Here is a 13562-nt window from a genome sequence, read left to right on the forward strand (position 1 = left end):
GCGCCGCACGAGCAGGGCCGCGCGACCTGATCCACACGAGCTGGCCGCTCCGAATGGCGCCGCGCGACCTGATCCACACGAGCTGGGCCGCACCGAACCGCGCCGCGCGAGTTGGCCGTGCGACTGCGGACGTACGAACTGGACCGTAGGAGCTGGACTGGGCTGACCGGGCCGCACGAACTTGGCCGCGCCGACTGGGCCTACACCATCTACACCATTCGGGGCCGCACCCGACGCCGGAGGCAGCACCGCCCCGGCGCGGCCGAGGCCACAACGCCCATCGGCGGGGCCGGACGGTGCGGTCTGCATACGCCTCGCAACGACGCCTCGGTCTGCCGCAATTGCCGTGCTGGCAAAGCGTCCGGCAGCGAGCCGTGGACGCGAAGCGACCATTATCGGTGCGGCGGCGGGGATCATCGGCCGGTGGACCAGTGCGCCGGCCGGCGTAGACGGTCCGGTAGGCCTGTCGTGGCATCACCGACGGCCGCGTCCAGCTGCGACTGAATCAGGAACAGCGCACCGCGCAGATCCGCACCGGACAGATCCGCGCCGCGCAGATCAGCCCCGATCACATCGGCGTTGCCCAGGTCCGCGCCCCGCAGGTCGGCGCCGATCAGCAGCGCGCCGCGCAGGTCGGCGTTGCGCAGGTCCGCACCGCGAAGCTTCGCCCCGATGAGCTGCCGCCCCAGCGCCGGACTCTTCGCCCGCCCGGCCGATGTGCCCGGAGACGTGCTGCGCCCACGAACCCGGCCGCGAGAACCCGGCTGTGCTCGCGAACCAGGCTGTGCCGCGGCACGGTCACGGGAACCCGGTCGGTCCGCGGCACGGTCGCTGGAATCGGATTGGTCCGCCGCTCGGTCGCGGGAGCCCGATTGGTCCGGCGCTCGGTCGCGGGAATCCGGTTGGTCCGCGGCTCGGTCGCGGGATCTCGGCTGGTCCGCGACGCGGTGGGTCGAACCCGGTTGTGCCGCGGTGCCGTCGAGCGGAACCGGATGTGCCGCGCTGCGGTCGGGGGAGCCGGGCCGGGCCGTGCGCGCCAACTGGCTCACCTCGCGCAGTAAGGGCGCGATCCGCTCGCGGTGACGTTCGGCGAGGTCGGGCGTCAGCTCGTCGGCGGCGTCCCTGAGTGCTCGTGTGGTGGACAGAGCGTCATCGAGGGCTTCCGTCAGCGGCGTGGACTGGGGGAGGGAGCGGGCTTCCGTCAGGTACCACAGCAGCTCATGCAGGATGCGGACCGCGGTGAAGACCTCGAACATCCGTGGTGCGGACGCCGGGTTGTGGCGCCAGTCGCGGCCGGCGGCGACGACCTGGGCGACGTGCTGGCCGGCGCCGAAGCAGTCGTAGACCGTGCAGCCGGTGAAGCCGCGGTCCCGCAGCCGGGTGTGGATGCCGCAGCGGAAGTCGTCGCCGAGGTTCGGGCAGGCGTGGCCGGCCGGCTTGTCGATCGCGAAGTCGGACGAGCGGGCGAACGCCGGGGCGACGCAACACAGGCCGAAGCACTTGGAGCAGTCGGCGCGTAGCTCTGCGTTCATGGTCCCTTCCCGTCCGGGCCCGACGGTACCTTGCGTACGGATCGCCGCAACATCATTACCGCCGCAGCGGCCCCCGTCGACGGACGGGGGCCGGTCCGGTGCCGTGGTGCAGCGGGTGCCGGCGACGGCCAGTCGGGGGTCACGAGGGAGCTGCGCCGGGGCGGTGTACGAGGACGTCGAAAAGCCCCGACCGACCCGGCCGGGGCTTTCGACAGTGTTCGGGCTGTTACGCGGTGCGGCCGCGGCGCAGGCGAACCTCTTCGAGACGCTCGTTGAGGATGTCCTCGAGCTCGGCGATCGAACGCCGCTCGAGCAGCATGTCCCAGTGGGTGCGCGGCGGCTTCGCCTTCTTCTGCTCGGGCTCGCTGCCGTCGACCAGCCGTGCCACGCTCCCGTCGAACTTGCACTCCCAGGTCATCGGGACCTCGGCGTCGACAGCGAACGGCACCTCGAACTGGTGCCCCTTCGCGCACAGGTATTCGCGGGTCTGACGCGGAGCCAGCTCGGTGTTGCGGTCGGACTCGTAGCTGACGGCTCCGAGACGGCTGCCGCGCAGCATGCGCTCGCCCATGGTTGGTCTTCCCCTTCGAATCGTGTTGCGCTTCGCTGTAACCAACGACGCCACGTGGTCTGACGATTCCCACCGCGGGCGGGCAGATTACACGACCCGGCAGGGACTGCGGTAGGTTCGTCGCCGGGTCGGTACCCTGATTTTACGTTGGGTTTCAATAATCGACCACATCGTTCGTTTCGTGTCGCGCCTCACCCGCCGTAGTTTCGGCAGGTCACCCCCATGGTTGACGCTTCTCACCCCAGGGCTGGTGGCACACTTCCCGACACGGTGAGCCGGGTCAGGGCCGCCGTGAGCTGCGTCACCTGGTCGCGGAGATCGTCCGCCCAGGCGTGTGCCCGGTCTGCCTCGGCCCGCAGCCGGACGAGCTCCTCACGTGCGCCGATCAACGCCGCCTCGGCCCCCGCCGCCCGTCCGCCCTCCGCGTCCAGGCGCCGCTGCAGGCGACCCTCCGTCTCCGATCCCTCACGCAGGGCCCGCTCCACTGCGGTGTGCGCGATGTCTCGTTCCCGCAGTGCATTACCGGCGAGGTCGCGGGCCGCGTCACGTTCCCGGTAGGCCTCCGCTCGCAGTGCCGCTTCGGTCGCCGCTTCGCGCCGGGCCGCGTCACGCTCGGCCGCGAGCGTTTCGGCCGCCTCACGGTACTGCGTGATCGACCGCTCCGCCCCCTCCCGCGCTGCCGTGATCGACTCCGCCGCCGCAGCCTGCGCCTGCGTGACGCGTTGGTCACCCTCCGCACGCGCGGCGGCGATCGACCGCTCGGCCGTCGCCCGCACGTCGGCGACGGTGCGTTCCATGGCCGCGCGCGCCTCGGTCACCGTCGCCTCCGCGGCCGCGTACGCCTCCGCCATCGCCTGTTCCGAGGACGCCTTCACCTCCGCCACGTGGGCGGCCGTGGCCGCATGCGCGTCGGCGACCCGCCGTCCGGCGTCCTCCAGCGCCGCGGCGACTTTCGCGTCCGCCTCGGCCGACACCCGGCGTCCGTGCTCGGCGGCCTCCTCGGCGACCCGCCGGGCCCGCGCCTCGGCGGCGTCAAGACGATGTTGTACCTCCGCGATGCGCGCCATGCTCTCCCCGCGCACGAACTCGACCTCGTCCTCCGCGGCCTGCCGCAGCGCCTGCGCCTCGAGCAGCTCGCCGTGTTTGGCCATCGCCGACTCGTGCGAGGAGTCCGCCTCGGCCCGCTGCCGTGCCGCATCCGCCCGCGCCTCCTGCAACGCCAGCCGCGCCCGGCGGGTCTCCTCCCGCGCGTCGTCGCGCTCCGCGTGCGCCGCGACCAGCCCCGCGGCCGCCTCCGCCCGCGCCTCGGCGACCTGCCGCTCGATCCCGGCCGTCGACATCTCCGCGTGCAGCGCCTCGACGAGATCGGTCAGCGACTGGTCGAGCCGCTCGGCGATCTCGAACGCGCGGGCGACCTGCCCCGTCAGCCCCGGCGACGTCCGCTGCCGCATCCGCGAGTTGCGAGCGTTGCGCTGACACTCGCCGTCGTTGTCGCGGCAGTACCGGAACGGCCGCCCCGCCGCACTGCGCTGCGGGACGGCCCGCCCGCAGTACGCACAGGGCCGATCGTCGCCGGCGTGCTCCTCCACGACATACTCGCGGACCGCGCCACCTTCGGCGTCGAGCCGCACATCGATCCGGGACTCACTCACCGGCACAGCGTAGGGGACCGCGGAGTCGCAGTTCAGCCGACACGCCGAATTATCGAATTGCTATTACCAATAATTCGATAATTACCCTCCGCCGGGCCGGCGAGCGCTCGAAATCCCCTGTCGGGCGCATACACCATAATGACTGTTATGGTGTACCGTGGAGGTGAGCGGGATCTTGCGCCGGACGGTGGCGGGCGGGACGGTGCGCGATCGCGGCGCGCCTGATGGATCCCGGACGGGGCCGGCCGGCACGTCGATCGGGCCGTCACCGCGACACTGTCCGTCGGCGCTGGCGTGATACGTGCGGCATCCGCTCCTGACGTCGTCCTCGATGACGCCCTTTGCGGAGGAATCAGCGTGAAGCCGGGTCGTCGACGCGCTCTTCGCCGGAATGGGGCCGAGGTCATAGGCGATTACGCTCATCCCGCGCTCCACCGCGGCGCCGCGCAGTTGACGCGATCAGGCACCGTGGTGACGTGACGATGCGAGCGGCCGTGTACGACCGGTACGGACCTCCCGACGTGCTCCGGATCGAGGACGTTCCCGTGCCGACCCCCGCCGCCCGGCAGATCCTGGTCCGCGTCGAGGCGACCTCGGTCAACCTCAGCGACTGGGAGACCCTCCGCGGAACGCCGCTGTACTCGCGCATCGGCGGGCTGCGCGCCCCGGCCCGGCCGACGCTCGGCTCGGACATCGCCGGTCGCGTCGAATCGGTCGGGCCGGACGTCACCCGGTTCCAGCCCGGCGACGAGGTGTACGGCGACAACCTGGTGCTCAAGGGCGGCTTCGCGCAGTACGCGATCGCGCCCGAGTCGGCACTGAGCCGCAAGCCCGAGGCGCTGACGTACGCCGAGGCGTCGACGATCCCGCAGGCGGGCGTGATCGCGTGGCAGGGCACCGCCGGCGTGCAGCCCGGTCAACGCGTCCTGATCAACGGCGCCGGCGGCGGCTCGGGCGCGTTCGCGATCCAGCTCGCCAAGCGGCTCGGCGCCGAGGTGACCGGGGTCGACAACGCGGGCAAGCTCGACTTCATGCGCTCACTCGGCGCTGATGCGGTGATCGACTATCGGGGCGAGGACTTCACCCGCACCGGACCGTACGACCTCGTACTCGACCTGGTCGCGCACCGGTCCGTGTTCGCCTACCGGCGGGCGCTCGCACCGGGCGGCCGGTACCGGTGCGTCGGCGGGTCGATGTCGGCGCTGCTGCGCGTGCTGACCGTCGGGACGGTGCTCGGGCCGCTCACCCGCCGCCGGATCGGCGTCCTCGCGGTCAGGGAGGGGCCGGCGCACTTCGAGCCGGTCACGGAACGCTGCGTCGCGGGGGAACTCGAGATCCGCATCGACCGTACGTTCAGCCTGGACGAGGTGCCCGAGGCGCTCGCCCACGTCGGCGAGGGACGCGCCCTCGGCAAGGTCGTCGTGCTCGTGGACTGACCAGGACAATCAGCGGACGTCGCCTGAGCATGGTCACGGCCGGCCCGAACGGAAGCGAAGGTGGCATGGTCAAGGGGTGGCACGGCTGGTTCGGCACCATCACCGGCGTCGTCCTCGTCACGGTGGTGGCACTGCCGCTCGCGGCACTGGCGGTGTCGGTACTGGCCCGCCGTCGCGGCGCCACCGGTACCCCGCCGGCGTGGGCATGGCGGAAGTCGCTGGCCGAGGTCGGCATCGTCTACGGGACGGTGCCGTGGGTGTGGACGATCCTGCTGCCGGGCGCGCGGGTCGGCGCCGTGCCCGGGCGGGTGAGCCTGGTACCGGTGCGGGATCTGCTCACGATCGCCGCCGCCGGGCCGATGACGGCGACAGGCCAGATCGTCGGGAACCTGCTCGTGTTCGCGTCGTTCGGGTTCTTCGCCCCGCAGCGGTTCACGGCGCTCGCCTCGTTGCCGCGGGTCCTCGCGCTCGGCGCCGGGTGCTCGGTGCTGGTCGAGGTCGCACAGTACGTCCTGAGGCTGGACCGGGTCTCCTCCGTGGACGACGTGCTGCTCAACGCCGCCGGTGCCGGGCTGGCCGCGCTGGCGTCGCGCCGCTGGTGGCGCACGACGGCCGGCGCGGTGCCGGATCGGCCGCGATCGGCGTCAGTGCCGCAACCCTGAGCCGGGGTCCGCGGCCGAGGCGTCTGTGGAACGCCCCGACGGCCGATCGACGGTCTCAGCGTGCCGCTCGCAGGACGACGGCGAGGGCTACGACGGACACGGCGGACACCAGGAGCAGCGACCAGCCGATGCCGCCGGACATGGCCGCGCCCATCACGGCGACACCGGCCGTCGCCCCGGCCTGACGGACCGCGTTCAGGACACCTGCCGCCGCGCCCGTCGTGCCGGGCGGGGCGGCGGCCACGATCGCCGCGGCCAGGGCGGGCAGCGCGAACGAGACGCCGAGACCGGTGATGAGCAGGGCCAGGCCCAGCCACGCGTAGCTCGAGCCGGCGTGCGTGGTGGCGGCCAGGCCGGCGCCGCCGGCGACGAGCAGGGTCAGGCCGAGGACGATCGGGCGATGTGGGCCGGACCGCACGACGATGCGGCCGGTGAGCGGCGGGTTCGCGACGAACGGGATCGTCAGCGGCAGAAACGCCAGGCCGGTCTGCAGGGCGGTCAGGTGGTGCTGGCGCTGCAGATACAGCGGCAGGACGAACAGCAGCCCGGACAGGGCGAAGTTGATGGCCGCGCCGGCCAGCAAGGCCGACTGCACCCTGCGTACGCGCAGGAGCGCTCGGTTGAGGACCGGTGCGGTGCTGCGGCGCTCGATGACGATGAACACCGTGAGTGAGGCTGCGGTCGCTGCCGTGGCGGCGATGGTGTGGTGCCACTGGCTGGCGCCCGCGGCGATGAGCGCGTCGGTGGCGAAGGCCAGGACCGCTGCGGCTGCCAGTTGTGCGGGCCAGTCGATCCGGGTCGGCGCCGAATCGCGGTCACGGGCCGGTGCCGGGCTGCGGTCGCGGTGCTCGGCAGCGGTGGCGGGAACGTGGCCGCGGGTCGCCGCCGTGGTCGTTGCCCGTGAGAGGGCCGCGGTGCGGGTCAGGAACAGCACGAACAGGCCGATCGGGACGTTGATCAGGAAGACGGCGCGCCAGCCGGCGATGCCCACCAGGGCGCCGCCGGCGATCGGGCCCGTCGCGACGGCGGCGCCGCTCGTGGCGGCCCAGGTTGCGATGGCTCTCGCTCGGGCGGCCGGGGCCGGGTACAGGGCGGCGATCAGGGCCATGGAAGCCGGTACGCACGCCGCCGCCGCGATGCCCATGACTGCTCGTAGTGCGATCAACACCGACAGGGATGGGGCCAGGGTGCTCAGCAGTGACGCGACGGTGAAGGCGGCGACGCCGGTACGGAAGAGCCTGGACGCGCCGTACCGGTCGGTCAGGGCACCGGAGGAAAGGAGGAGCGCGGCGAAGACGACCGTGTACGCCGTGGTCGCCCACTGCAGGCCCGCCGTCGACGCGTGCAGGGACGTGGCCAGGTCCGGCTCCGCGACCGCGAGGACCGTCATGTCGAGCAGGACCATGAAGTAGCCGAGGGAGATGCCGGCCAGTACCGAACGTGTGCGGGGTCGGGGAAGCGTTGCCGTGGTCATGGGGAGCTACTCTGCGTGCTGAGGCGGGTACAGCTCCACCGGGAAGAACGCACGGAGCGTTCGGGGAAACCGAATGCGCCGCGGAACAATGGGGCGGTGGAACTGCGCCAGCTGCGGACCTTTGAAGCCGTCATTCAGCATCGGACCGTCACCGACGCGGCGATCGCGCTCGGGCTGGCGCCGTCGTCGGTGTCGCAGCAGATCCGGACCCTTGAGGCGGCGCTCGGGGTGGCGTTGTTCGCGCGCGGGGCCCGGGGCATGGAGCTCACCGCGGCCGGGAAACGGCTGCAGGGCTGGGCGCGGACGCTGCTCGAACAGGCCGACGCGGCGATACGGGACGTACGGGACGAACGGCGGCTGCTGCGGCTCGGGGCGCTCGAGACGCTCGCCGCCGTGTACGTGCCGGGTGTGCTGGAGCGGTTCGCGCGGTTCCGGCCCGGCGTCGAGGTCGAGGTGCACGCGGACCAGGCTCGTGACGGGCTGTTACGCGGGGTGCTCGAAGGGCAACTGGACGCGGCGCTGCTGCTCGACGCGGGGGACTTCGTCGGCGGGCTCGGGTTCCCGGCGCCGGTCGGGCCGTTGACGTACCTGGACCTCGAACCCGTGCCGCTGGCTCTGGTCGCCGCGCCGGGGCATCCGCTCGCCGGGCGTGACCGGATCGCCGGCGCTGACCTGTCGGGGTGGAAACTGCTGGTCAACGTGCCCGCGTGTTCGTTCTGGCTGGCCGGGCAGCGACTGCTTGGTGACGCACCGCAACGGGTGAAGGCCGGTGGGGTGCCGGTCATGCGCGCCTGGGCCGAACGTGGTCTCGGCGTGACGCTGCTGCCCGAGTTCGCCGTCACCGACAGTCTTGCCGCCGGAACCCTGGTCCGGCTGCCGCTCGAGGTGCCTGCGCTCAGCCTGCGGCTTGTCTGGCGTGAGGATCAGGAGCAGCAGCCCGGGATGCGCGAGATCCTGTACGCGGCCGCGCGTCCTTGAGCACGCTGCAAATGCCGAAAAGGCAAAAGCGAAAAGCATTTAGATTTTTAGGGAGGAAAAGCAATAATTTGGAGCGGGTTCGATGAGTCTGCGTACGCGACTTGTTGCCGGGGCCGGCCGCCGCCGGTGTGGAAAGACGAGCCAGTTGACGGCGTCGGCGCAGGTCGCAGGCTCTTCCGGTGTCACGGGTGTATGGGTCAGCAGGTCGTGGCGAAGCCGTCGAGGAGGTTCTTGTCGTATACGAGGATCACGTACAGCGGGAAGTCTTTGCGTTCGACCGGCTGGCCGTACTGGGTCGTCACGTCGGCGGGAGTTCCGTAGAAAGGACGCTGCTTTTCCAGCAGGACGAACCGGGCGTCGTGTTTCGCGGGGTCGTACATGTCGGTGTGCGTCTGCCAGCACATGCCCAGCAGCCGGCCGTCGCCGCTCAGGGTTGGAACCACCGTCACGTTTCGTGAGGTGCCGACGGTGATGTTGTTCGACACCCAGTACGAGCCGAGGCCGTAGCGCAGTCCGCGGCTGCGGAGCCAGTCCGCGGCCTCCTGGCCCTCGACCGGGGCCGCCCGCGGTGGCGCGTATCCCGCGAGGGCAGTCAGCAGCACAACCAGTACGACGGCGAACAGCGACTGCACCGGCACGGCCAGTCGTGTGCGGAGCTGCGCCCCGGCTGGACTGCGCCGCGGACCCGGTGTCGGGTCGCGCAGCCAGCGAGTGACGACCCGGGCGGCGAGAACCGCGGCCATCGGCAGGGCCGGCACCACCTCGCGGGTGGCCATGAGGTCGCTCGGCAGGCTCGAGACGATCTCGGCGGCGATGTCGCAGACGATGGCAGCGGCGAGGATCGCGTCGACACGGTCGGCGGTGCCGCGCAGCGCGGCGATCGCCGTGAGTAGCAGGGCGGCGATCGCCAGCAGCAGACCGGGAAGCCGTACCAGTTGTAGCGTCGTCTCCACCCAGGGCGACTGGATGCCGGGGCGGGCAGTGCCGAACAGGATGCCGATCATGTGCGTGACGGCGTGGGCGCGGTCCGCCCACGCCGACGTGGGCGAGAACTCGATCGGCGGCTTCGGGGCGCGGAAGCCGCCGGCGCGCCCGATCAGCCACAGGGCGCCGTGCGAAACGATGATCGAAGCGATGCCGGCCAAGGCCAGGCGGGCGTCGAGGCCGCGCACCGAGCGGGCGAGCAGCGCGCGGTAGGCGCAGACCACGATCAGCGGGACCGCGCCGACGAACGTGATCAAGGGGTCGCCCATGGCGCCCCAGGCCAGGACGAGCGCGACGGCGAACGGCAGCCACCTGCGGTCACGGGCCCGGTCGATGAGCAGCCACGCGATCAGGAGGGGGACCGCCGAACCGGTGTGGTTCGGCGATGACAGCAGGGTCTGGTAGCTGTAGCCGGGCGCGGGGACCAGGACGATCGCGACCGCGATGGCCGCGGCCAGCCAACCGCCATGCGTCAGCGTTGCCGCGAGGTTCCGGCGTGGTGCGGCGGTCGGAGACGCCGTGGCGGTCGAGGGGTCATGGTCCGGGTCGTCGGAGTCCGTGACGGCTGGTGATGTGGTGGTGGCTGAGTGGGTTCCGGTCGGGGTGGGCAGGGGTTGGGCTGAGTTGGATGCGTTCAGCGATGTGACGGTGACGGATCGTGCGAGCCATGCGGTCAGGGCGACGACCAGGGTCCAGGACAGCGCGGCGGCGATGTGGATCTGATCCGTGGTCACGCCGGTGACGAGCTGGATCAGGCCGTACTGGATGAGCTCCGTCGGAAAGAAGGAGACATCGGACAGGGTCCAGCCCCGCAGCAGGACGTTGCCGTGGAACAGGTCCCAGGCCTGCAAGGCGTTGCTCGCCCCGTCGCTGTTGACCGTCACGGCGCGGGCCATCCGCAGGTACGCCAGGAACAGGGCCAATGCGGGGACGATTCCCAGCAGCGGCCACCAGCGGCGCAACCTCACGCGATGCCCCAGTCGTGGAGCACCTCGGTGGTGTGCTGGCCCGGCAGCGGCGGGGCGGACGGCGCCGTGGATGCCGGCGGCGGGGATGGCGCCGGCGGGGATGGCGCCGGCGGGGATGGCGCCGGCGGGGATGGCGCCGGCGGGGATGGCGCTGTGGACCGGGGGAGATCCGGGGGCGGCGACGAGGTGGAAGAGGCCGGTGCGGGGGCCGGCGTTGTTGCGGTTGGCGACGCCGCTGCCGGCAACGCGGGTGCTTCCGACGCCGCTGCCGGCGACGCGGGTGCTTCCGACGCCGCTGCCGGCGACGCCGGTGCTGGTGATGTGGGGATGGGCGATGACGGAAGTGGCTCGCCCGCGGGTGAGGTGAAGCGCGGGGCCGCCGCCGGCTGGGTTACGCCGTCCACCGCGATGAACGTGCCGCGCGCGGCCAGGTGCGGGTCCGCCGGGGCCTCCGACAGGGACAGGACCGGGGCCACACACGCGTCGGTGCCGTCGAACACGGCGGCCCACTCGTCGCGGGTCTTCTCCGCGAACGTGTTCGTCAGGAGCGTGCGCAGCTCCGGCCAGCGGGCCACGTCGAACTGGTCCGGCGCGTCGGTCAGGCCCAGACGGGCGATGAGCTCGGCGAAGAACTGCGGCTCCAGGGCGCCGACGGCGACGTGCCGCGCGTCGGCGGTCTCGTACACGTCGTAGAACGGGGCGCCGGTGTCGAGCAGGTTCACGCCGCGGTGGTCGCGCCACAGGCCGGCGGCCAGGAGGCTGTGCAGGATCGTGCTCAGATGTGCGGCGCCGTCGACGATCGCGGCGTCCACGACCTGGCCGCGGCCCGTCGACGATGCGGCGTGCAGGGCGGCCAGCACGCCGACGACCAGGTACAGCGCGCCGCCGCCATAGTCGCCGAGCAGGTTCGCGGGCACCTGCGGCGGCCCGCCGGCCCGGCCGATGGCGTGCAGGGCGCCCGTCCGCGCCAGGTACGTGATGTCGTGGCCGGCCGACGCGGCCAGCGGGCCGTCCTGGCCCCAGCCGGTCATCCGGCCGTACACCAGCGCCGGGTTGCGGGCCATGACCTGCTCCGGGCCGACCCCGAGCCGCTCGGCGACCCCCGGCCGGAAACCCTCGATGAGCACCTGCGCCCGCTCGGCCAGCGCCAGGACCAGCTCGACACCCTCGGCCGTCTTCAGATCCGCGGCCACCGACCGTTTCCCGCGGTTGATGAGGTCGCCGGCCGCCGGCGGGGCGATCGGCGACACCGGTCCGAGCCGGTCGACGCGCACGACGTCGGCGCCCAGATCGGCCAGCAGCATCGCGGCGAACGGGCCGGGGCCGATCCCCGCCAGCTCGACCACCCGCACGTCCCGCAGCGGTCCATCGCTCATGCCGAGCAAGGTACCGGTCGATCATCCGGCCGGAGCGGGCGCCACGACGTCATCGCGCTCCGTAACGCGACGAACGGCCCGGGTCGCACCACCATCACGGTCACTACGCGTTATGATCCTGATGCGCACAGTGTCGAGGAACTCCGTGGCGCGGTGAACCCCGCTGTCGCCGATCGCCGGGTGGGCCTCCGGCGCGGCGAACAGGCCGGATTGCGGCGGTGTCAGTCCTCCGCGACGCGGCACACGAAGACGCCCCATCCCATGTACCGCCGCTGGTACTGCAGATGCGTCCGCCGCGCATCGGCGAGGTAGGCGCGCATTGCGTCAGCGTCCGGATGCGAACCGTTACCGCGCAGCCAGTCCGACACCGTCCACCACTGCGCGGCCACGTACCGGTCCCAGCTGTCACCGTCCGCAAGCACCATCTCGAGCAGCTCCAGGCCCGCGGCCTCCAGGCGATCGTGCGTGCCGATGAGCGTGGTGAAGGCGTCACGCGGCGTGTGCAGCGCGTCGTACGCCTCGTCCGGGGTGTCGTCGACCCAGTACGGCTCGCCGATGAGCACCAGGCCGCCGGGGCGAAGAGCCCGGAGCATCAGGTCCGCGGTCCCGGCCAGCCCGCCGCCGATCCAGGTCGCACCAATGCAGGCCACGATGTCGTACCCACTGTGCTCACCCGACTTCACAGCGTCCGCGGCGTCGCTGAGCTCGAACGTGACCCGGTCGGCGACGCCGAGCTCCGCCGCGCGTTCGCGGGCGACCGGAACGAACACGGTGCTGACGTCGACGCCGTGGCCCTCGATGCCGTACACGTCCGCCCACCGGCACAGCATCTCGCCCTTGCCGCTGGCCAGGTCCAGCATTCGCAGCCCAGGTCGCAGCCGGCAGATGTCGCCGAGGAGCATCAGCTTGTCCTCGGTCAGCGGGTTGAGGATCCGGTGCCCGGCCTCGGCGATCTCGTGCATGTTCAGCACATTCATGAGCGTGACCGTTGCAGCACGGTACACCCGATGTCCATGGGTTTTTACCAGCTCGTCCGAAACGACGAGGGCACGATCTGTGATGGGCTGCGCTGGACGACGGGCTCCCGGCGCCGATAGCGGTGGGTAGTCGGGGATGTGCGGGACGTGCAGCTCCGGCCGTCAGCGGGCGGGTTGGCGACGCGGCACGGGTGGGGCGGCCGGGCCGAGGAAGAGCGCATTATGCGTCGTCGGCGGACGGGTTGGCGGCGCGGATGGGGCGGCCGGGCCGAGGAAGAGCGCATTATGCGTCGTCGGCGGACGGGGGGTGGATCAGCGACGCGGCCAGTTCGGTGAGCGTCGCGCGGGCCTGCGGGCTCAGGTGCTCCGTCAGCGCCAGAACGCGCCGGCCGATCTCCGCCCCGCCCTCCGCCGCCACGCGCCGGCCCTCGTCGGTGAGTGAGACGAGGACGGCCCGCCCGTCGTACGGCGACGGTGTGCGCTGCACCAGGCCCCGTTTCTCCGCGCGGCTCACCAGCCCGGTCATCGAGGACTTGTCGAGCCCGAGGTGCCCGCCCAGCTCGACCATCCCCGCCTGCCGGTCCCGCAGGATGCCGAGGAGCCGGATCTGCACGATCGACAGGTCGTACGGGGCGCCGACCGCGGCCAGGATGCGCTGGATCTGGAACGACAGCTGCACGAGGGCGTCGACGGTGTTCAGCGAGGTGGCCACCGGCACAGCGTACTTGACGTAGTACGTGGCACAAACTATCTTCGAGATAGTACGTGACACGAACTTCTTTGGAGGTGTGCCGTGAAGGCCGCTGTCGTCCGCTCCTTCGGAACCCCACCCGCCTACGGGGACTTCGCGACGCCGGAACCGGGCGGGCCGCACGACGTGCTCGTCACCGTCGAAGCCGCGGGGCTGCACCCGCGCGTGCGCTCCTCCGCCGACGGCAGTCACTACACGTCC

The 13562-nt window shown here is 71.9% G+C and carries 10 protein-coding genes and 1 pseudogene; 3 read left to right on the forward strand and 8 right to left on the reverse strand.

The window, feature by feature from the left end; translation table 11 throughout:
• Window positions 1–413: 413 nt before the first annotated feature.
• From ACPPVO_RS29190 to ACPPVO_RS29200, 3 genes are all read right to left on the reverse strand, one after another.
• Window positions 414–1532: a pentapeptide repeat-containing protein gene (locus tag ACPPVO_RS29190; protein ID WP_426514335.1), complete on the reverse strand. Its 1119-nt coding sequence runs from the start codon at window positions 1530–1532 to the stop codon at window positions 414–416.
• Between the two features lie 226 nt (window positions 1533–1758).
• Complete coding sequence (locus tag ACPPVO_RS29195) at window positions 1759–2103, reverse strand: RNA polymerase-binding protein RbpA (protein ID WP_360371282.1); 345 nt, start codon at window positions 2101–2103, stop codon at window positions 1759–1761.
• 236 nt (window positions 2104–2339) lie between these two features.
• Window positions 2340–3755, reverse strand: a complete 1416-nt coding sequence (locus ACPPVO_RS29200) for a hypothetical protein (protein WP_426514336.1) — start codon at window positions 3753–3755, stop codon at window positions 2340–2342.
• A gap of 482 nt (window positions 3756–4237) precedes the next feature.
• Between ACPPVO_RS29200 and ACPPVO_RS29205 the strand changes: the two genes are divergently transcribed.
• Both ACPPVO_RS29205 and ACPPVO_RS29210 read left to right on the forward strand, forming a co-directional pair.
• Window positions 4238–5191: an NAD(P)-dependent alcohol dehydrogenase gene (locus tag ACPPVO_RS29205; protein WP_426514715.1), complete on the forward strand. Its 954-nt coding sequence runs from the start codon at window positions 4238–4240 to the stop codon at window positions 5189–5191.
• Between the two features lie 65 nt (window positions 5192–5256).
• Window positions 5257–5853 (forward strand): VanZ family protein, encoded by a 597-nt coding sequence (locus ACPPVO_RS29210; RefSeq protein WP_426514337.1) that lies wholly within the window; start codon window positions 5257–5259, stop codon window positions 5851–5853.
• A gap of 55 nt (window positions 5854–5908) precedes the next feature.
• On the opposite strand, the gene ACPPVO_RS29215 is transcribed toward ACPPVO_RS29210, so the two are convergent.
• Window positions 5909–7327 (reverse strand): MFS transporter, encoded by a 1419-nt coding sequence (locus ACPPVO_RS29215; RefSeq protein WP_426514338.1) that lies wholly within the window; start codon window positions 7325–7327, stop codon window positions 5909–5911.
• 15 nt (window positions 7328–7342) lie between these two features.
• Between ACPPVO_RS29215 and ACPPVO_RS29220 the strand changes: the two genes are divergently transcribed.
• Window positions 7343–8305, forward strand: a complete 963-nt coding sequence (locus ACPPVO_RS29220; protein WP_426514339.1) for a LysR family transcriptional regulator — start codon at window positions 7343–7345, stop codon at window positions 8303–8305.
• A 197-nt stretch (window positions 8306–8502) separates the two neighbouring features.
• Here ACPPVO_RS29220 and ACPPVO_RS29225 read toward each other — a convergent pair whose 3' ends face one another.
• From ACPPVO_RS29225 to ACPPVO_RS29240, 4 genes and pseudogenes are all read right to left on the reverse strand, one after another.
• Window positions 8503–10257 (reverse strand): hypothetical protein, encoded by a 1755-nt coding sequence (locus tag ACPPVO_RS29225; protein WP_426514974.1) that lies wholly within the window; start codon window positions 10255–10257, stop codon window positions 8503–8505.
• Between the two features lie 319 nt (window positions 10258–10576).
• A pseudogene (locus ACPPVO_RS29230) lies at window positions 10577–11633 on the reverse strand (CaiB/BaiF CoA transferase family protein); the annotation flags it as partial.
• Window positions 11634–11854: 221 nt separating this feature from the next.
• Window positions 11855–12610: an SAM-dependent methyltransferase gene (locus ACPPVO_RS29235; protein ID WP_426514340.1), complete on the reverse strand. Its 756-nt coding sequence runs from the start codon at window positions 12608–12610 to the stop codon at window positions 11855–11857.
• 283 nt (window positions 12611–12893) lie between these two features.
• Entirely contained in the window at window positions 12894–13322 is a 429-nt protein-coding gene (locus ACPPVO_RS29240; protein WP_426514341.1) for a MarR family winged helix-turn-helix transcriptional regulator, read from the reverse strand.
• Window positions 13323–13562 lie beyond the last annotated feature (240 nt).

The organism is Dactylosporangium sp. McL0621, from assembly GCF_049995355.1.
GTDB lineage: Bacteria > Actinomycetota > Actinomycetes > Mycobacteriales > Micromonosporaceae > Dactylosporangium.

Excerpts from the sequence above, each read along its gene's own strand:
- ACPPVO_RS29190 (WP_426514335.1), bottom strand. The coding sequence starts at position 1,532 with ATGAACGCAGAGCTACGCGCCGACTGCTCCAAGTGCTTCGGCCTGTGT.
- ACPPVO_RS29195 (WP_360371282.1), bottom strand. The coding sequence starts at position 2,103 with ATGGGCGAGCGCATGCTGCGCGGCAGCCGTCTCGGAGCCGTCAGCTAC.
- ACPPVO_RS29205 (WP_426514715.1), top strand. The coding sequence starts at position 4,238 with ATGCGAGCGGCCGTGTACGACCGGTACGGACCTCCCGACGTGCTCCGG.
- ACPPVO_RS29210 (WP_426514337.1), top strand. The coding sequence starts at position 5,257 with ATGGTCAAGGGGTGGCACGGCTGGTTCGGCACCATCACCGGCGTCGTC.
- ACPPVO_RS29215 (WP_426514338.1), bottom strand. The coding sequence starts at position 7,327 with ATGACCACGGCAACGCTTCCCCGACCCCGCACACGTTCGGTACTGGCC.
- ACPPVO_RS29235 (WP_426514340.1), bottom strand. The coding sequence starts at position 12,610 with ATGAATGTGCTGAACATGCACGAGATCGCCGAGGCCGGGCACCGGATC.